Genomic DNA, 18,365 nt, shown 5'->3' on the forward strand with positions numbered 1-18,365 from the left:
ATCTACAAAGAACTACAGCATGGCAATGGATAATATACGTTTAGAAGTAATGAATACGGTGGAGAAATCTGTACAGGGTTTCATCGACAAATACCTCATCCCGGTGGAAGACATCTGGCAACCTACAGACCTTCTACCAAATCTTCAAACTGAAGATGGTTTTGAAGGTGTACACCAGATTCGTGAAGAAGCTAAAGAACTGGGGTATGACTTCTGGGTGGTTTTAGTAGCCGATATGGTTACTGAAGAAGCTTTGCCTACATACGAATCCTGGTTAATGGATATGGAAGGTGTAAAACAACATGATGCCAGTAAAGGAAAATCCAATTCATGGGCTAAATGGGTAAGACACTGGACTGGAGAAGAAAATAGACATGGTGATACGTTGAATAAATACCTTTACCTCTCTGGTAGAGTAGATATGAAAGAGATCGAAAAAACGACTCAGCACCTAATTAGTGATGGTTTCGATATTGGAACCGGGAGAGACCCATATAGAAACTTCGTTTACACCAGCTTCCAGGAGCTGGCTACCAACATTTCTCACAAACGTGTAGGACAACTGGCGAAGCAAAAGGGAAATAAGATGCTGGCTAAAATGTGTAACATCATTGCTGGAGATGAAATGAGACATTACATGGCTTACAGAGAATTTGTAAAGACCATTTTCGAACATGATCCAAGTGAAATGATGCTGGCTTATGTAGATATGATGAAAAAGAAGATCGTAATGCCTGCTCAATTTATTAGAGAATCTGGACAGGGAATTGCTGAAGCTTTCGAAAACTTTTCTAATGCTGCCCAAAGATTAGGAGTATATACTACTATGGATTATATCGACATTCTGAAGAAGTTAAACGATTATTGGGAAATTGATAAAATGCGTGGTCTTAATGACGATGCAGAGAAAGCTCGTGATTACCTGATGGCCCTGCCAGAAAGGATGACAAGAATCGCTGGTAGAATTGCAGTACCACAGGATCCTCATACATTTAAATGGGTTTCCAACAATGGAATGCTATAATTGAAATTCCATAAAAAATATAAACCCTGCAGTTCACTTGCAGGGTTTTTTAAATCTACAAATGCTACAAAGCACTAAAAGAACCATATGAAAAAATTAATTTTTGCCCTTACTTGCCTGGTCGCTACCAATTTTGCACAGGCACAGAGCACAGAAAAAAATAACGAGATTAAATTGAATATCGCTAATACCATTGCGATCGCATCTGTTGAGTTTGGATATGAAAGATTCCTGGATGATCATCAATCTATCGAAGGAATGATCCTGATCAATGATCGTATCAACTATCATTCTGAAAGTGGTTCCAGAAAATTTGAAACCAATAGTTTTAAAGTTGGTTATAACTACTATTTTGGAGAAGAATACGCTGCATCAGGTTTATATGTAAATCCATTCCTGAAGTACAGAAGTGGCGAATTTAGCGAAGCTGCTCCAAATGCAGAATTTGATGCTGATCTATTAACAGATATGAATTCCTTTATCATTGGACTTGGTGCAGGATACAAATGGAATTTCAATGATACTTTCGTAATAGGACCTTTCGTTAATATAGGAAGAAATTTTAGTGATGAAGTGAAAGACAGGTTCTCTGCTATCGAATTCAATGCAGGTTTAAATATTGGCTATAGATTCTAATATTAAATTTCAAGATAAAAAAAGCCGATTCTCGCGAATCGGCTTTTTTTAATTCTAGGTTTTTGACTTAGCTAAGTTGCTTAAAGTTTTGTTTCCAAACCTTATAAGTTGCCAGATCTTTCTCCATTAAATTCAGACAGAAAGCGATTACTGCTGCATCATCCAGATAGCCAAGTACCGGTATAAAATCCGGAATAAGGTCTATTGGAGACAATACATATAAAAGTGCCGCACCGGCCGCTGCTATGATATTAAATGGAATATCCCTGTAATCCCCTTTGGCATAATCTTTAACCAGGGAAAAAAGGATCATCGCATCATCCAGATAACGCTTCAATTTTCCTTTAGTTTCGAACTTATTGAGAATTTTTTCCTCCTCATCGATCACCTTCCCTACATCTTCCTTAGAAAAGTCTTCCGTTCTTTTCTGGTGTTCCTTTTCAGCCTGTTCTTTTGAAAATTCGCTCATAACTTCTTTTGGTTTCTAATCCTCGAAAATAAAGATTATCTCAGCCTGATTCAAAATTGGGCCGCGTATTTAAGTATGATTTAACGATTTACGGTCAAGCATAGCATAAAAAAACCCGCTATCCTTAGAAAGCGGGTTTTCAATAAGTTTATAATGATTACAAATCAAACTTGATTCCCTGAGCCAGTGGAAGTTCAGTCGTGTAATTGATCGTATTCGTTTGTCTTCGCATGTATACTTTCCATGCATCAGAACCTGATTCGCGACCACCACCGGTGTCTTTTTCTCCTCCGAATGCTCCACCAATTTCAGCACCCGAGGTTCCAATATTCACATTAGCAATTCCACAATCTGATCCTTCCGTAGAAAGAAAACGTTCAGCTTCTCTCAAATTGTTTGTCATGATCGCAGAGGAAAGCCCCTGTCTTACTCCATTTTGTAATTCCAGCGCATCGCTTACATCCCCGGAATATTTCATAATATATAATACCGGTGCAAAGGTTTCATGCTGTACGATCTCAAAATCATTCTTAGCTTCGGCAATTGCAGGTTTCACATAACAACCGCTTTCGTAACCCTCACCTTCAAGGACACCACCTTCAACTAAAATAGTTCCTCCTTCTTCTACTACTTTCTTCAAAGCATGCTGGTAATTTTTAACAGCATCCTTGTCGATAAGCGGTCCAACATGGTTATTCTCATCAAGTGGGTTTCCTATCCTGATCTGCTTGTAAGCGCTCACGATAGCATCCTTCACTTTATCATAAATATCTTCGTGAATGATCAATCTTCTGGTGGAAGTACAACGCTGCCCACATGTTCCAACTGCTCCAAAAACAGCTCCAATCACCGTATTTTTAATATCTGCATCTGGTGTTACAATAATCGCATTGTTTCCACCAAGTTCCAGCAATGTTTTTCCTAATCTTCCAGCTACTTCCTTAGCTACAATTTTTCCCATTCTGGTTGAACCTGTAGCCGAAATTAATGGCACACGCTCATCTTTGGTCATCATTTCGCCAACTTTGTAGTCTCCGGTGATCAAACAGGAAATACCTTCAGGCACATTATTTTCAGCAAAAACTTTAGCTGCAATGTTTTGACAGGCCACAGATGTAAGCGGAGTTTTTTCTGAACCTTTCCAGATACAGGCATCGCCACAAACCCAGGCCAGAGCCGTATTCCATGACCAAACTGCTACCGGAAAATTAAAAGCTGAAATAATTCCTACAACTCCAAGAGGATGGTATTGTTCGTACATGCGATGCCCAGGGCGTTCACTATGCATGGTCAAACCATGCAATTGTCTTGAAAGCCCCACTGCAAAATCGCAGATATCGATCATTTCCTGAACTTCACCAAGACCTTCCTGGTAGGATTTTCCCATTTCATAAGAAACAAGTTTCCCTAATGGTTCTTTTAATCTTCTAAGTTCATCATTAAACTGTCGTACAACTTCCCCACGCTGTGGTGCTGGCCATGTTCTCCATTCCTTGAATCCCTTGGCAGCTGTAGAAACTGTCTTTTCATAATCCTCACTGGTGGTTGCTTTCACTTTCCCAATGAGTTCACCATCAACTGGTGAATATGATTCAATGATATCTCCGTTACTAAACCAGTCTTTACCGGTAGATGTTCCATTATTTACGTCGTTTAAACCTAAATCTTTCAGGGCTTGTTTAATCCCGAATTCTTCAGCGATTTTGCTCATTAAATTGCGTTTTTATCGATTATTTTGTGTAGTTATTGCGAAAATAGTAAAAATAAACGGCTATTCCTCCGGAGCTGTGAATCGTTCATCGGCAGGCATTACTTCACCACAATTTTCGCAAGTGCGAAGTTCCTCACTATTATAAAAATGTTTAAAATGTCTTAGGAAGTCTGTTTCAATATCGTGTAAAGGGAAGTAAACCTCATATAACTTGTGATTGCAATTATCACAAAACCAAAGCAAACCGTCCTCACCAGCTTCATTAAGTCTTTTGCGTTCCACTACCAGGCCAATGGAACCTTCCTTTCTTTCAGGTGAATGTGGCACTTTCCCGGGATGCAAATACATATCGCCAGGACCTAATTTCATAGTTCTCTTTTTACCTTCGTCCTGAATATGGACCTCGATCTCTCCTTCAAGCTGGTAAAACAATTCTTCTGTTTCATTATAATGATAATCTTTCCTAGCGTTTGGCCCGGCAACGATCATGACAATATAATCGCCAGATTCTCTATATAAATTCTTATTTCCTACGGGAGGTTTTAAGTGCTCGCGATTTTGCTCGATCCACTTATTCAGGTTAAAAGGTCCTTCTACAGGCATATTTCGATTTTTTCTAAAATTACTGAATACTGCGGAAAGCTTCTGAAGAACATCTATTAAAATTGAATTAAGAGTTTGCTTCAGAAGTCTATCTGAAATTTTATAACTTTCAGACAAATACGACCTATGAAAAAACTACTCTTCCTATTCAGTTTTGTCACTTTACTTTCATGTGATCAGAATTCAGAAAATAAATTAGAAGTTGCTACTTCAGCAGAAGAAAATAAAACTACAACCGATGCAACACAGAATTTTGGGATTGTGATCCATGGAGGTGCTGGTACGATCCTTAAAGAAAATATGAGTGATAGTCTGGAAAAGGCCTACAAGGATAAGATGGAAGAGGCGATAAGAACCGGTCACGAAATTCTGGCGAATGGAGGAACTGCTGTGGAAGCTGTTCAACGAACCATCAATATTATGGAAGACAGTCCGCTATTTAATTCGGCAAAAGGCGCAGTATTCACCAACGAAGGAATCAATGAACTCGATGCCTCGATCATGGAGGGCAAAAATCTGAATGCCGGAGCGGTTGCCGGGGTTACAAACGTCAAAAACCCAATCAACCTGGCTTTTGAAGTCATGGAAAATTCAGAACATGTACTATTATCTGGAAAAGGGGCTGAAGATTTCGCTAAAGAAAGAGGACTCGAAATTGTTGACCCTTCATATTTCTATACTGAAAACAGGTTTAAAGCAATGGAAAGAGCAAGGAACCGCGAAGATAACGAGACTGCATTTTACGACCCTTTCGTAAAGGATGAAAAGTTTGGAACTGTAGGATGTGCTGCGCTGGATAAAAATGGAAATCTTGCAGCTGGTACTTCAACTGGCGGGATGTCTAACAAAAAATATAACCGAATCGGGGATTCCCCTATTATTGGAGCTGGAACTTATGCTAACAACGCCACCTGCGCAATTTCCAGTACCGGCTGGGGTGAGTTTTTTATTCGCGGAGTTGTAGCCTATGATATTTCAGCAATGATGGAATATAAGGGCATGAGTCTTCAGGAAGCTGCGAGTGAAGTTATTCAGAAAAAACAACCGGCTTTAGGCGGTAATGGTGGGATCATCGCTATTGACCATAGAGGAAATGTGGCGATGGAATTTAATACTGAGGGAATGTACCGTGCGAGCATGAATGCAAAAGGTGATCTACAATTGGGTATCTACAAAGAGAATAACACCGATTAAAATATATCCTTTTGAAACTTACAAAGCTCCTGGAATCAGGAGCTTTTTTCATTTAGTTATATATCTGTATATGCATCAAATTAGATTTAACGCGAACTAAGAGCTACCTTTGTACCCTTAAAGATTCCCTACAAAGTCCTAATATGATGTCATTTACAAAAAAGATCGGCCTTTTAAGCCTTCTCGTTCTTATATTTTGCGATTCTTCAAATGTCAACGCGCAACGAATGTCTCGTGAGGAAGTTAATGACACCATCAAAAGCATGCCTTCATTTAGTAGTTATCACGATAATTACCTGATCAGCGGAATCCCCACGAACAAATCGGCAAACAAGATGAATTCTGATATCAAATATCAGATTAGTTTTAAGCAGCTAATTTCCCGGGCAACCCTACCTCTTAACAGCTATTTGTTCGTGAGCTATACACAGAAAGCTTTCTGGAATATCTATGACAAATCCAGTCCTTTTGAAGAGATCAACTTTAATCCTGCTGTGGGAGTTGGGACGCCAATATTCGATAAATCCAATAGAATCATTGCCCTGGCAGAACTGCAGCTCGAACATGAATCCAATGGACGGGACAGTCTGGCTAGCAGAAGCTGGAATAGAGTTTCAGGAATGTTTCATACTCCACTGGGAAGACGCACTATGCTAAGCGCGAAAGCATGGGTTCCTTTTGCTTATACCGAAAATCATCCTGATCTCTTGGATTTTGTTGGTTTAGCTGAAGTCAAAGTACAACAGACCTTTTTCAGAGATCTATTGATTGGCGAGGTAACGGTTAGGAAAGGATTGAAAGATTGGAAAGGATCTGTAGGTACAAAGGTTTACTACAAATTATTCAATAATTCCGGAAACCAGTATTTAATGCTGGAATGGTTCGCTGGTTATGCTGAAAGTCTCATCGATTACGATAAATATACCAGTATGGTTAGAATTGGGTATGTCATTAAATCTACAGACCTCAATATTTTACGAACAAGATAACTAGCTCCCACATTAACGGATGACGTCCTGCAATTAAGACTCACCAGAACTCCATTTTAAGACATTAAAATTTTTTAACGAACATTTAAGTTTGATTAGTTCGGTGCGTTCAGAACCAACTGTATATTTGCAAGCTCATTTAAAATAATTGCATGGATTGTTGTTCACCAGAAAAACGAAAACTGATCGAAGAGATCGGGGTTCATTTTGAGAAAATACATAATCTCGCTCCTTTATCGGCAAGGATCTATATCATCATGATCCTGTCTCCTAATGACGGACATACATTTGATGAGATCATCGAAATCACCCAGGCGAGTAAAAGTTCTGTCTCTACACAACTTAATTTACTGCTACAAACCAAAAAAGTAGAATACTTCACCAAATCCGGGGATAGAAAGCGCTATTTCAGGGCAAGCAGAACCTATCTCAAGAATACCCTTAACGAAGAGATGAACAGGACGAAAGAAGAGATTCGGGTCGTTGATAAAATTCACGAGTTCAATTCAACCTATAATAAAGAGAAGTTCAAGAGATCTGGCGGTGTAGGCCGTTTATATATGGATCATTTAAAATTGCAAAAAGAAAACCTGGAACGTACGATCGAACAAATGAACCAGGAACTGGAAAATTAATTATCGAAGAAAAGCAGAAATGAAAAAATCGTTATCAATCTCAGGTTTATTCGTCCTATTATTAGTCCTGGCAGGCTGCGGGAATGAAGGAGAATCACAGGCTCAGGCTGCAGCCCCGCAAGCAAAACCATTTCCGGTAACAGAGGTTCCCCAAAGAACACTTACTGGTTATACCACTTATCCCGTTAAGATCGAAGGGATCATTAATAGTGAGGTTCGTGCGAAGGTTTCCGGGTACATTACAGATGTTCTGGTAGATGAAGGACAGGAAGTAAAGAAAGGTCAGTTACTATTCAAACTCGAAACTCAATCTCTTAACCAGGATGCAGCTGCAGCGAAAGCTAACGTTAATGCTGCCCAGGTAGAAGTAGATAAGCTAAAACCTTTAGTGGAAAAGAACATTATTAGTAACGTTCAGCTGGAAACAGCAAAGGCAAAACTGCAACAGGCGCAAAGTAGCTACAATAGTGTTGCTGCAAATATTGGTTACGCCAATATCAAAAGTCCGGTAGACGGTTATGTAGGTTCCATAAGACTTCGTGAAGGTGCATTGGTGAGTCCAACCAGTACTCAACCATTAACCACCGTGAGTAATATAAGTAAAGTCTATGCCTACTTTTCCATGAATGAAACCGAATATCTTGATTTTCTGAAAGAATATGAAGGGGAAAAAGTTCAGGATAAGATCAATAATATGCCGGAAGTAGAACTGAAGCTTGCCAATGGAACAACCTATTCTGAAAAAGGTAAGATCGAAACCATCAATTCGCAGGTGAATGAAAATACCGGATCCATATCCTTCAGGGCAGTTTTTGACAATCCTTCAAGACTTCTTTCCAATGGAAATAGCGGTAAAATTTTAATTCCGAAGACCTATGAAAATGCTTTGATAGTTCCGCAGGAATCCACCTTTGAGAGGCAGGGAAATGTTCTTGTTTATAAGATTGGAGCCAACAATAAAGTAACCAGTTCAACATTAGAAATTATTACAAGAATAGATAATTTATATGTTGTGAAATCTGGGGTGAAGCAGGGAGATACGATTGTTGCAAAAGGCCTGGCCAAATTACGACCAGATACCGAAATAAAGCCTCAACCAGTCGCTTTCGACAGTGTGGCTAAGCCTATTGAAAAGGTATTCAGATAAATTTTCAGGAAAAAGAAACGTTATGCTAAAGACATTTATAGAAAGACCCGTACTCTCTACGGTGATTTCCATCATTATCGTGATCCTGGGGGTACTTGGTCTTTCCAACCTTCCTATCACGCAATATCCTGACATTGCACCACCAACAATTACCGTGAGCACTTCTTATCCAGGTGCCAATGCAGAAACGGTACTGGAAAGTGTGATCATTCCTATTGAAGAACAGATCAACGGTGTGGAGGGAATGACCTATTTAACCTCAACAGCTACTAATAATGGTACTGCAGAGATCACAGTTTATTTCGATCAACAGGTAGATCCAGACATTGCTGCGGTGAACGTACAAAACAGGGTGGCCCGTGCAAACCCTCTATTACCTGCAGAAGTTAAACAAACCGGGGTAACTACCCAGAAACAACAAACGAGTGCACTAATGTTCTTTTCTCTTTTGAGTAAGAACAAGGATTTTGACGATACTTTCATTCAGAATTACTTAAAGATCAATGTCATTCCTGAAATCCAAAGGGTAAATGGTGTTGGGAACGTTCAGGTTTTTGGAAGTAAGGATTATGCCATGCGAATCTGGCTACAGCCTGATAAACTCGCAGCATACAACCTTGTTCCAACAGATGTGATCGCTGCTTTGAATGAGCAGAGTCTGGAAGCTGCTGCCGGTTCTCTGGGTGAGAATGGCGGTAAAGCTTTTAACTACACTATTAAATACAGTGGTAGGTACAATACTGAGGAGCAATACAGCGATATCGTGATCAAGGCTCTTGGAAATGGAGAATTTCTAAGACTTAAAGATATTGCTGAGATCGAACTCGATGCTCAAAGTTATAGCGGAAGCTCCATGACTAAGGGATATCCTGCGGTAAACATGGGTGTTTTCCAGACCAAAGGTTCCAATGCTCGTGATATCATCCTGGAAATCGAAGACCGACTGGCAGAAGTTGAAAAAGATCTTCCTGAAGGTCTGGAGATATATGTGCCGTACAATACCAACGAATTTCTGGACGCCTCGATCAACAAGGTGACACATACGCTTATTGAAGCTTTTATACTTGTTTTCCTGGTTGTATTCATATTTCTACAGGATTTCAGGTCGACCTTGATCCCGGCCATTGCGGTTCCGGTATCTATTATTGGTACTTTTTTCTTCCTGAACCTTTTTGGATATAGTATCAACTTATTGACCTTGTTTGCGCTGGTGTTGGCTATCGGGATTGTGGTAGATGATGCCATCGTGGTGGTCGAGGCCGTCCACGCAAAACTGGATGAAGGTGCTAAAAGTGCCAAACAGGCTACAACCACAGCCATGAACGAAATTTCTGGAGCGATCATCTCGATCACCCTGGTTATGGCAGCGGTATTTATTCCGGTGACATTCATTAAGGGACCAACTGGTGTATTTTATGAGCAATTTGGAATCACCTTAATCGTAGCAATATTTATTTCTGCAGTAAACGCATTAACCTTAAGCCCTGCTCTGTGTGCATTATTTCTGAAGACTCATGACGAGAAGAAAAATGGTAAGAAAAGTTTCCTAAAGAAGTTCTATGATGGATTTAACCGCGGATTTAATGCGACTATCGAGAGATATGGAAGATCGCTGAAGTTTCTCTACAAGAACAAATGGGTGACCGCTTTGATCCTTATCCTCGCAATTGGTGGAATCTGGTGGTCTGCTTCTACAACTCCTTCAGGTTTTGTACCAGATGAAGATCGCGGACTTATATTCGTAAACCTCGAATTACCTGCAGGTGCTTCCATAGACAGAACCCAGGAAGTAAATGATCTGCTATACCAGAAAGTAAAAGATATTGAAGGTATTCAGGGAGTTTCAGTAATTGCCGGTAGAAGTTTAATTAGTGGTGCAGGAAGTAATTATGGACTTGGATTCATTAAACTGGATAACTGGGAAGAGCGTGATAGCGAAGAATTATCTGTTGAAAGTATTACAGGAAAGTTGTTCGGTGTTGCGGCAACCATCCCGGAAGCAAATATTATTTTCTTCTCACCTCCCAGTATTCCCGGCTTCGGAAATTCATCAGGATTCGAAGTGAATTTACTGGATAGATCTGGGGCAGGTTTCAACGAGTTGGATGAAGCCAACCAGGAATTTATCAGGAAACTTTCTGAAAGACCTGAGATTCAATATGCACAAAGTTCTTTCAATACCAATTATCCTCAATACGAACTGGAATTGAATGTACCATTAGCTAAAGAAAAAGGCGTTACGGTAAATGAAATATTCAGTACTCTTCAGGGATATATTGGAGGGGTTTATGCTGCCGATTTCTCTAAATTCGGAAAACAATACCGGGTTTACGTGCAGGCTTATCCTGAAGATCGTGCACAAAAATCTGATCTCAATAAGCTTTACGTTCGTACATCTTCCGGAGAAATGAGTCCTATAACGCAGTTTGTGGATCTTAAAAGAGTGTATGGGCCACAATCTGTAACCCGTTTCAACCTGTTCAACTCTACTAAGCTTAGTGGTGCAACCAATCCAGGTTTTAGTTCAGGAGATGCGATTACAGCCATTGAAGAAGTTGCCAGCACACTTCCGGAAAATTATACGACTGCTTACAGTGGTCTAACCCGGGAGGAGGTAAACGCCGGAGACCAAACGACCACGATATTTCTATTATCCATTGTGTTCGTTTACTTCTTGCTGGCGGCACAATATGAAAGTTATTTATTACCGTTTTCAGTGCTGTTCTCCTTACCACTTGGAGTTTTTGGTGCTTATATCACCACAAAATTTTCAGGATTGCAGAACAATATCTATTTCCAGATCGCATTGATCATGCTAATAGGTCTACTTGCCAAGAATGCTATTCTAATTGTGGAATTTGCTTTGCAGCGAAGACGACAGGGAGAATCGATCGTAGATGCCGCCATTGATGGAGCGAAATCCAGGCTAAGACCAATTCTTATGACCTCTTTTGCCTTTATTCTTGGATTGCTGCCGCTTGTACTAGCTACAGGAGTTGGTGCAGAAGGAAACCGTTCTATTGGTACAGGTGCTGCCGGAGGATTATTAATTGGAACTATTCTGGGAGTCTTCGTAATTCCTATCCTGTTTATTCTCTTCCAGTGGTTGCAGGAAAAAGTAGGTAAGAAACCCGAAGCTGTTGAAACTAAATAAGATTGAAGATGAACGTATTATATAACATGAAATTTGGTCTGGTGGGAGTTGTACTCCTTAGCCTTCAATCGTGTTTTGTTGCTAAAGATTACGAACAACCAGAGGTAATTGAAGAAGCGAATTACAGAACCGATGAGATAGACCAGGATAGTTTGAATATGGCAAATGTCTCCTGGAAGGAGATGTTTACAGATCCGATCTTACAGGACTATATTTCTAAAGGCCTTGAAAATAATATTGATATTCGCGTAGCAATGCAACAGATCAATGCTGCGGAAGCTTACGTAAAACAAGGTAAAGCTGGTTATCTTCCAACTCTGGGAGCCAATGCCACCTTTACTCACCAGGAACTTTCTCAAAACAGCCAGTTTGGTAGTTTATTTAGTTCACTGGACCAGTATCAATTAAGTGCAGATCTTTCCTGGGAAGCAGACATCTGGGGTAAGATTAGAAGTAGAAAACGTGCTTTTGATGCCAGGTATTTGCAAAGTATCGCGGCACATCAGGCAGTGAAAACCAGGTTGATCTCAGATATAGCTTCAACCTACTATCAATTGCTGACTTTGGACGAGCAGATCGCGATTACTGAAAGAACAGTAGAAACCAGGGCGAATAGCCTTGAGACTACAAAAGCTCTAAAGGAAGCTGGAACTCTTACTGAAGTTGGAGTGCAGCAAACTGAAGCGCAGCTATACACCGCAAAAGCTATCTTGATAGACCTTAGAAATGAAGCAAGATTACTTGAAAATACACTTTCTATACTTCTGGGTGAAGCACCCATGTTAATTGAAAGATCCAACCTGGACGAGCAGGAGATAACGACAGATCTTAATATTGGTGTTCCGGTACAACTCTTACGTAACCGCCCAGATGTCATTGCTGCGGAATATAATCTGGTGAATGCATTTGAATTGACCAATGTTGCGAAAAGCAATTTCTATCCTTCGCTTACTTTGAGTGCAACTGGAGGATTACAGGCTTTAGATAAAGGAGATCTTTTTGATCCTAATTCACTTTTCGCTACCGTAATTGGCGGTTTGGCTCAGCCTATTTTGAACGGAAGAGCTATTAGAACTGAATATGAAGTATCACAGGCAGAACAGGAACAGGCCAGACTTGAATTTAGAAGAGCGATTCTAACGGCGAGTAAAGAAGTTTCAGATGCCATGTATTCTTACGAGGCTGCTTCAGAAAAGATCGATGTAAAACAGAAAGAATTCAAAGCTTATGATCTTGCGACAGATTATTCCGAAGAATTACTGAATAATGGGCTTGCCAATTACCTTGAGGTTTTAACGGCAAGACAGAATGCCTTAAATTCCAGTTTAGATCTTGCTAACGCAAAGTACAATCAATTAAAATCAATTGTCGATCTTTACGCGGCCTTAGGCGGCGGCTGGAAATAATTAGAATTTAGTTTTTTCATAGTTAGTTGTTGGTTGATGGTGACCTCGGGCTTTAGAGTTTGAGGTCACTTTTTTAAAATTATAATATGCTTAGAAAATTACAATCTCTATCTTTCTGCCTGGCGTTTCTTACGCTCTCATCGGTTACCTGGTCTCAGCAGGAAACAAAAGAAATTGAAAAGGACAGTGTTCCCACGACCTGGGAATTACTGAAATATGACGGTGCCAGTGCTTTTGGCGGAATAAAGAATACCTATTCTTCTCCATTTAGATGGCAAAAAGATGATTTTATCACTGCCGGAGCTGTAGTTGCCGGTACCGCTGCCCTTTACATTTTCGATGAGGAGACCAGTGAATACTTTATGGATCAGGGCGAAGATGCTCCCGAACTTGTAAAGGATTTTGGATGGTATTTTGGGAGTCCGCAAAATAATTACGGAGTAACTGGTGCGGTTTACCTGGTTGGTCTATTCACCAAGAATGAAAAGATAAGACAAACAGGAGTGTTAATGATTTCAGCAGCTACAGCTTCAGGGATCATTCAGTCCATCTCTAAAACGGTGGTAGGAAGAGCCAGACCATCGGCTGGTGAAGGTAAAGGCAGCTTTGATCCTTTCAATAAAGAGGGAAGATACCACTCCTTTCCGTCTGGGCATACGATCCTATCCTTTACAACATTGTATGCACTATCCAAGCAGTTCGATAATCCTTTTGTAAAAGCTGGACTTTTAGGAGTTGGAATGGTTTCCCCGGTTTCCAGGCTTTGGTCTGGTGCACACTGGCTTACCGATGTTGGACTTAGTCTTGCAATTAGCGTTGCGGTTGTGGACAGTATAGATAAATACCTGAAGAACGAACGAAACTACGGAGTACAGAATCCCAATAAAATAAGCTGGAAAATGCAGGTAGGTCTTGGCCGGGTAGGGATCGTAGGTACTTTTTAACCTGCTTTTAAAATAATTCGAACTATAGATTTCTTAACTTTAAAAGAAAAACATGAAAAGTAATTTTAGTGATATTATTTCCGGAAATACGCCAGTACTGGTAGATTTCTATGCCGACTGGTGTGGACCTTGCAAATCCCTTGCTCCTATACTAAAAGAAGTGAAAAACGATCTTGGGGAAGGTGTAAAGATCGTGAAGATTGATGTGGATAAGAACCAGGAATTAGCCTCGAAATATCAGGTTAGAGGGGTTCCAACCATGATACTCTTCAAGGATGGGAAACAATTCTGGAGACAGTCAGGCTTATTACCCAAACACGATATTGTAAGTAAGATCACCTCTATTTAAGCTTACCGCCTTTGGCAGCCCACCATGGATGTATTTCAACCTTTAATCTGCCAGCTTTCACCATGGGATCTAAATTGGCCAGGCTATCTGCTTCGGCTTGAGTGGCAGTATTAAAAACTACAATTCCACGAAGGTCACCATCATCTCCCATAGGTCCTGTTAAACTGGTATAACCTTCAGTGGCCATACGCTCCAGATGAGCCATATGCTTCTTTTGAAGCTCTGCAGCCTCGGTAGAATCCTGGCTTCTTGTAGGTCCGGATTTCAGAAAAGCCATATAATATTGCTGCATGAGATAGGTAGTATCACCTTCTTTATAACTAAAAGTCTGGTAACCTCTCTTTTTGAGATCTTCTTCGATAGACTTTGTACTAACTTCCTTTTCTACGATCGTATCCCCTTTCACCTCCACAGTTTCTTCGGAAGCCTTTTTAGAAGATTGATCACAGGAAACAAAGAGGGACAGAAGTGCAATTAAGATAAGATTTTTCATTTTTTCCAGTTTTTATAGGGATTAAGAGTAAGCTGTGAATTGTAATATTGATTTTGACCGGTCACTTCCTCACCCAGCCAATCAGGTTTCAGGAAATATTCTTGCTCTGAATGTAACTCGACTTCTGCGATACGTAGACCTTGATTATCTCCCAGAAATTCGTCTACTTCAAATGTATGCTGTCCTACAGTCACGAGATAACGGTACTTTTCAATTTTTCCCGGCTCACAAAGCTTGAGAAGTTCCTTAGCTTCGTCAACTGGCAATTCCTTCTCCCACTCGTAACGGGAAACTCCACTTTCAGAGCTTTTGCCTTTAATGGTCATAAAAGCTTTATCAGCCTGGATACGTATGCGGATGGTTCTTTCCGGATGCGTATTTAGATAAGCCTGAATAAATAAGGTTTTACTACTCGCTTCTTTCTTAAATGCTTCTGAAGTGATCAGGAACTTTCTTTCAATTTCTATCATTCTGAAGAGTTGCTTAAAGTCTTGATCTTATCAGATTCGATTCTTCCGCTATTATATGGATGGTTCGCCAGGTATCGCATGGCATTGGCTATCTCCTGAGGTTCTATACTCCGGTACTTTTTAAGATTGCCAATAAGCAAGTGATTGCCCAATTTCATTAATTTAATAAATATGGATTCCATGAACCTGTTCTCTGCTCTGTCACCAGCGATCAAAGATGGTTGTAGTATGTAAATATTCGAAATTTTCTGTTCCAGTACTGCACCTTCCATTTCTCCTTTTACCTTATTATAAAAGATATTACTATCCTCATCGGCTCCCAGAGCTGAGATGACCATAAAGGTGTCAATGTTGTTCCTTTTAGCTAGTTTGGCCGCGGTCGCAGGAATTCCAAAATCAATTTTTCGATATAATTCCTTATCTGGAGTTTTGCTTTTTGTAGTTCCTATGCAGCAGAAGACTTCATCTCCAGTGAATAGTTCCTGAATCTTTTCAAGTTCAAAAAGATCAATGAGATATTCCTCGATCTTTTCACTTTTTTGAGATACATGATTTCTTCCAAAAACCTTGATCTTTCTATAACGATCATCCTTAATTAATTTATCTAAAAGAATTCCACCGGTTAGACCGGTAGCCCCCAGGATGATTGCTGTTTTCGCCTGTTCCATTGCTGTAGCTATTAATTAGACTAAGATATTACTTAAATTTGCAAGGTGGAAAAACTTCGCAAAATTATCCATGTAGATATGGATGCCTTCTATGCATCAGTCGAGCAACTGGACAACCCTGATCTTCGGGGAAAGCCAGTCGCAGTAGGGGGAAGTTCACAACGCGGAGTGGTAAGTGCAGCCAGTTATGAAGCCCGAAAATTTGGTGTACGCAGTGCGATGAGCAGTGTGATGGCTAAAAGAAACTGTCCTGATCTTATCTTCGTTAAATCAAATTTTGAGAGATATCGCGAAATTTCAGCACAGATCAGGGAGATCTTTTATGAGTATACAGACCTGGTGGAGCCATTATCACTGGATGAAGCATATCTTGATGTTACCGAGAATAAAAAAGGCCTGATGAGTGCGACGCTTATCGCTAAAAAGATAAGAGACCAGATCAAGGAAAAAACTGGTTTAAACGCTTCCGCAGGTATTTCAATTAATAAATTTATCGCCAAGGTCGCCAGTGATATTAATAAACCAAACGGACAGAAAACCGTACCGCCAGAAGAAGTTTTGCAATTCCTGGAAGAGCTGGACATTAGAAAATTCTACGGAGTTGGAAAAGTAACTGCGGAAAAGATGTATCGGCTCGGCATCTTTAGCGGAAAAGATTTGAAGTCTAAAACGGAAGAATACCTGAGTGAACATTTTGGAAAGAGTGGCAGGCATTTTTACAGAGTCGTTCGCGGCATTCATCATAGTGAAGTAAAACCGCATAGAACCCGTAAATCGCTGGGTGCTGAAAGGACCTTTAATGAGAATATTTCTTCGGAAATTTTTATGCTTGAAAAACTTCAGAACATCGCTGAAGAGATAGAACGAAGACTCAAGAGATCTGATGTTGCCGGGAAAACAATCACTTTGAAGATCAAGTACAGTGATTTTACCCAGCAAACCAGAAGCAAAACGATTAGCTACTATATTTCCAGTAAAGAACTCATTCTCGAAATAGCCAAAGAATTATTATATCAGGAGAAAATGAAAAATTCGGTTAGACTGCTTGGAATATCACTGTCCAATTTGAACACTGAAAAACCGGATAGCAAAGAAGCGGAAAAAGAAGTATCGGTACAGTTAAAATTCAAATTTTAATGAAGAATGCAATTTTAGTATTGATGATGATCGTTCTCGTACTTTCCTGCCAGGAAGAGCAGGTGTACAGCTTGCCAGAGGATGCGGAATCTTTGCTGACAGGTGGAGAAACCAAAACCTGGAAGCTCGCCAGGCGTATGAATAATAACGTTCGAATGAACATGGGACCCTGTTTTATGGAGTATCGCCAGAATTTTTCAAATGATCAAAGCGTTCGAGACAATAATGGCGAAAATAAGAATTGTGGACCAAGTCTCGTTGGTACCTGGGAATTTAAGAAAGGGTCAAAAAACGAACCCTATCTGCGAATTGCGAGTCCGCAAATCCCCGAACTTCTAAGTACCACTAAGGAATACAAAGACTTCAAGATCTTAAAGTTAACTATGGACACACTAGAGGTTGTATTCAGGCATAATCAATACGGGAATACGAGTAGATTGATCAAAGATATTCTTGTTCGGGAAGATCTTGATATTGGTGACCGCTACTTTCACCATTAAAAAACCGGATACCTGCTTTTGCAGATACCCGGTCGTTATATCTAAACTTGGAAGGTTCTATTCTATTTCAGAAACTCTTAGCGTATTCACCATACCCTTAGCGGTAATTGGCATTGCGGCAAGGTTGATTGTAAAGTCACCAACTTCCACAAATTTATATTGTTTCGCCATATCGTTAATATCGTCAATAGTCTCATCTGTACTCACGAACTTATCGTAGAAGAAAGCTTTTACACCCCACAAAAGGCTCAATTGGTTTAGTATCCTTCTGTTCGATGTAAATACAAGAATATGAGCTTCTGGTCTCCAGGCAGAGATCTGGAATGCCGTATAACCACTATTAGTTAACGTACAGATCGCTTTAGCCTTGATCTCGTTCGCCATGTGCGCTGCGTGATAACAAACAGCTTTAGTAATATATCTTTTAGTTCTTACGTGCGGTGGCTCATGAGGAACCTTGATAAGCGGAGAATTCTCCACACTTTCCAGGATCTGCGCCATTTTCTGAATAACCTGTACCGGATACTGTCCTACGGAAGTTTCTCCGGAAAGCATCACAGCATCTGCTCCATCCATTACCGAATTCGCAACATCGTTCACTTCTGCTCTGGTAGGCGTAAGGCTCGTAATCATGGTTTCCATCATTTGAGTTGCGATGATTACCGGAATCCGTGCTTTTTTAGCTGTAAGTACCAGTTTCTTCTGAATTAAAGGAACTTCCTGAGCAGGAATTTCCACACCCAGATCTCCACGTGCTACCATGAGTCCGTCACAATAAGCAACGATCTTATCAATATTCTCTACACCTTCAGGTTTTTCGATCTTAGCAACGATAG

Annotated in this window: 18 protein-coding genes and 1 pseudogene; 12 read left to right on the top strand and 7 right to left on the bottom strand. The window is 40.2% G+C overall.

Annotated elements, in window-relative coordinates:
* Positions 1-19 precede the first annotated feature (19 nt).
* Positions 20-1,024 (top strand): acyl-ACP desaturase, encoded by a 1,005-nt coding sequence (locus ACNKXS_RS03900; RefSeq protein ID WP_417919714.1) that lies wholly within the window; start codon positions 20-22, stop codon positions 1,022-1,024.
* 87 nt (positions 1,025-1,111) lie between these two features.
* Positions 1,112-1,660 (top strand): autotransporter outer membrane beta-barrel domain-containing protein, encoded by a 549-nt coding sequence (locus ACNKXS_RS03905; RefSeq protein ID WP_417919715.1) that lies wholly within the window; start codon positions 1,112-1,114, stop codon positions 1,658-1,660.
* A gap of 145 nt (positions 1,661-1,805) precedes the next feature.
* On the opposite strand, the pseudogene ACNKXS_RS03910 reads toward ACNKXS_RS03905, so the two are convergent.
* The 3 genes and pseudogenes from ACNKXS_RS03910 to ACNKXS_RS03920 form a co-directional block, all read right to left on the bottom strand.
* Positions 1,806-1,910: pseudogene (locus ACNKXS_RS03910) on the bottom strand (YkvA family protein); the annotation flags it as partial.
* Positions 1,911-2,286: 376 nt separating this feature from the next.
* Positions 2,287-3,840, bottom strand: a complete 1,554-nt coding sequence (gene amaB, locus ACNKXS_RS03915) for an L-piperidine-6-carboxylate dehydrogenase (RefSeq protein ID WP_417919716.1) — start codon at positions 3,838-3,840, stop codon at positions 2,287-2,289.
* Positions 3,841-3,900: 60 nt separating this feature from the next.
* Positions 3,901-4,443, bottom strand: coding sequence for a 3-hydroxyanthranilate 3,4-dioxygenase (locus tag ACNKXS_RS03920; RefSeq protein WP_417919717.1), 543 nt, complete (start codon positions 4,441-4,443; stop codon positions 3,901-3,903).
* Positions 4,444-4,569: 126 nt separating this feature from the next.
* On the opposite strand from ACNKXS_RS03920, the gene ACNKXS_RS03925 reads away from it, so the two are divergent.
* From ACNKXS_RS03925 to trxA, 8 genes are all read left to right on the top strand, one after another.
* Positions 4,570-5,637 carry an isoaspartyl peptidase/L-asparaginase family protein gene (locus tag ACNKXS_RS03925; protein ID WP_417919718.1) on the top strand — a complete coding sequence of 356 codons (1,068 nt, stop codon included), beginning with the start codon at positions 4,570-4,572 and terminating at the stop codon, positions 5,635-5,637.
* A gap of 143 nt (positions 5,638-5,780) precedes the next feature.
* The gene (locus ACNKXS_RS03930; protein WP_417919719.1) at positions 5,781-6,626 is read left to right on the top strand and encodes a phospholipase A; all 846 of its coding nucleotides are present in this window, start codon (positions 5,781-5,783) and stop codon (positions 6,624-6,626) included.
* Between the two features lie 152 nt (positions 6,627-6,778).
* On the top strand, positions 6,779-7,261 hold the full coding sequence (locus tag ACNKXS_RS03935; protein WP_417919720.1) for a GbsR/MarR family transcriptional regulator: 483 nt from the start codon (positions 6,779-6,781) through the stop codon (positions 7,259-7,261).
* A 19-nt stretch (positions 7,262-7,280) separates the two neighbouring features.
* Positions 7,281-8,408 carry an efflux RND transporter periplasmic adaptor subunit gene (locus ACNKXS_RS03940; RefSeq protein ID WP_417919721.1) on the top strand — a complete coding sequence of 376 codons (1,128 nt, stop codon included), beginning with the start codon at positions 7,281-7,283 and terminating at the stop codon, positions 8,406-8,408.
* Between the two features lie 22 nt (positions 8,409-8,430).
* A complete protein-coding gene (locus ACNKXS_RS03945) occupies positions 8,431-11,562 on the top strand; it encodes an efflux RND transporter permease subunit (protein ID WP_417919722.1) in 3,132 nt (1,043 codons plus the stop codon).
* 8 nt (positions 11,563-11,570) lie between these two features.
* A complete protein-coding gene (locus ACNKXS_RS03950; protein ID WP_417919723.1) occupies positions 11,571-12,968 on the top strand; it encodes an efflux transporter outer membrane subunit in 1,398 nt (465 codons plus the stop codon).
* Positions 12,969-13,054: 86 nt separating this feature from the next.
* Positions 13,055-13,912, top strand: a complete 858-nt coding sequence (locus ACNKXS_RS03955; protein WP_417919724.1) for a phosphatase PAP2 family protein — start codon at positions 13,055-13,057, stop codon at positions 13,910-13,912.
* 52 nt (positions 13,913-13,964) lie between these two features.
* Complete coding sequence (gene trxA, locus ACNKXS_RS03960) at positions 13,965-14,261, top strand: thioredoxin (protein WP_417919725.1); 297 nt, start codon at positions 13,965-13,967, stop codon at positions 14,259-14,261.
* Here the strand turns inward: trxA and ACNKXS_RS03965 are convergent.
* Genes ACNKXS_RS03965 through ACNKXS_RS03975 form a run of 3 tightly spaced genes read right to left on the bottom strand, consistent with a single transcriptional unit; the run spans position 14,254 to position 15,892 of the window.
* Positions 14,254-14,754, bottom strand: a complete 501-nt coding sequence (locus tag ACNKXS_RS03965; RefSeq protein ID WP_417919726.1) for a YciI family protein — start codon at positions 14,752-14,754, stop codon at positions 14,254-14,256. The genes trxA and ACNKXS_RS03965 overlap by 8 nt on opposite strands.
* Positions 14,751-15,224: a CYTH domain-containing protein gene (locus tag ACNKXS_RS03970; RefSeq protein ID WP_417919727.1), complete on the bottom strand. Its 474-nt coding sequence runs from the start codon at positions 15,222-15,224 to the stop codon at positions 14,751-14,753. Before ACNKXS_RS03970 ends, ACNKXS_RS03965 begins: the two co-directional genes overlap by 4 nt.
* Complete coding sequence (locus ACNKXS_RS03975; RefSeq protein ID WP_417919728.1) at positions 15,221-15,892, bottom strand: NAD(P)H-binding protein; 672 nt, start codon at positions 15,890-15,892, stop codon at positions 15,221-15,223. The genes ACNKXS_RS03970 and ACNKXS_RS03975 overlap by 4 nt, the downstream gene beginning before the upstream one ends.
* A gap of 45 nt (positions 15,893-15,937) precedes the next feature.
* Here ACNKXS_RS03975 and dinB point away from each other — a divergent pair, with 45 nt between their 5' ends.
* Both dinB and ACNKXS_RS03985 read left to right on the top strand, forming a co-directional pair.
* Positions 15,938-17,029, top strand: coding sequence for a DNA polymerase IV (gene dinB / locus ACNKXS_RS03980; protein WP_417919729.1), 1,092 nt, complete (start codon positions 15,938-15,940; stop codon positions 17,027-17,029).
* A complete protein-coding gene (locus tag ACNKXS_RS03985) occupies positions 17,029-17,529 on the top strand; it encodes a lipocalin-like domain-containing protein (protein ID WP_417919730.1) in 501 nt (166 codons plus the stop codon). The genes dinB and ACNKXS_RS03985 overlap by 1 nt, the downstream gene beginning before the upstream one ends.
* A gap of 57 nt (positions 17,530-17,586) precedes the next feature.
* Here the strand turns inward: ACNKXS_RS03985 and ACNKXS_RS03990 are convergent.
* The coding region (locus ACNKXS_RS03990) for a pyruvate kinase (protein ID WP_417919731.1) at positions 17,587-18,365 on the bottom strand (779 nt) is incomplete at its 5' end.

It is taken from the genome of Christiangramia marina (assembly GCF_048285865.1).
GTDB lineage: Bacteria > Bacteroidota > Bacteroidia > Flavobacteriales > Flavobacteriaceae > Christiangramia > Christiangramia marina.

Excerpts from the sequence above, each read along its gene's own strand:
- ACNKXS_RS03900 (WP_417919714.1), top strand. The coding sequence starts at position 20 with ATGGCAATGGATAATATACGTTTAGAAGTAATGAATACGGTGGAGAAA.
- ACNKXS_RS03905 (WP_417919715.1), top strand. The coding sequence starts at position 1,112 with ATGAAAAAATTAATTTTTGCCCTTACTTGCCTGGTCGCTACCAATTTT.
- amaB (WP_417919716.1), bottom strand. The coding sequence starts at position 3,840 with ATGAGCAAAATCGCTGAAGAATTCGGGATTAAACAAGCCCTGAAAGAT.
- ACNKXS_RS03920 (WP_417919717.1), bottom strand. The coding sequence starts at position 4,443 with ATGCCTGTAGAAGGACCTTTTAACCTGAATAAGTGGATCGAGCAAAAT.
- ACNKXS_RS03925 (WP_417919718.1), top strand. The coding sequence starts at position 4,570 with ATGAAAAAACTACTCTTCCTATTCAGTTTTGTCACTTTACTTTCATGT.
- ACNKXS_RS03930 (WP_417919719.1), top strand. The coding sequence starts at position 5,781 with ATGATGTCATTTACAAAAAAGATCGGCCTTTTAAGCCTTCTCGTTCTT.
- ACNKXS_RS03935 (WP_417919720.1), top strand. The coding sequence starts at position 6,779 with ATGGATTGTTGTTCACCAGAAAAACGAAAACTGATCGAAGAGATCGGG.
- ACNKXS_RS03940 (WP_417919721.1), top strand. The coding sequence starts at position 7,281 with ATGAAAAAATCGTTATCAATCTCAGGTTTATTCGTCCTATTATTAGTC.
- ACNKXS_RS03945 (WP_417919722.1), top strand. The coding sequence starts at position 8,431 with ATGCTAAAGACATTTATAGAAAGACCCGTACTCTCTACGGTGATTTCC.
- ACNKXS_RS03950 (WP_417919723.1), top strand. The coding sequence starts at position 11,571 with ATGAACGTATTATATAACATGAAATTTGGTCTGGTGGGAGTTGTACTC.
- ACNKXS_RS03955 (WP_417919724.1), top strand. The coding sequence starts at position 13,055 with ATGCTTAGAAAATTACAATCTCTATCTTTCTGCCTGGCGTTTCTTACG.
- trxA (WP_417919725.1), top strand. The coding sequence starts at position 13,965 with ATGAAAAGTAATTTTAGTGATATTATTTCCGGAAATACGCCAGTACTG.
- ACNKXS_RS03965 (WP_417919726.1), bottom strand. The coding sequence starts at position 14,754 with ATGAAAAATCTTATCTTAATTGCACTTCTGTCCCTCTTTGTTTCCTGT.
- ACNKXS_RS03970 (WP_417919727.1), bottom strand. The coding sequence starts at position 15,224 with ATGATAGAAATTGAAAGAAAGTTCCTGATCACTTCAGAAGCATTTAAG.
- ACNKXS_RS03975 (WP_417919728.1), bottom strand. The coding sequence starts at position 15,892 with ATGGAACAGGCGAAAACAGCAATCATCCTGGGGGCTACCGGTCTAACC.
- ACNKXS_RS03985 (WP_417919730.1), top strand. The coding sequence starts at position 17,029 with ATGAAGAATGCAATTTTAGTATTGATGATGATCGTTCTCGTACTTTCC.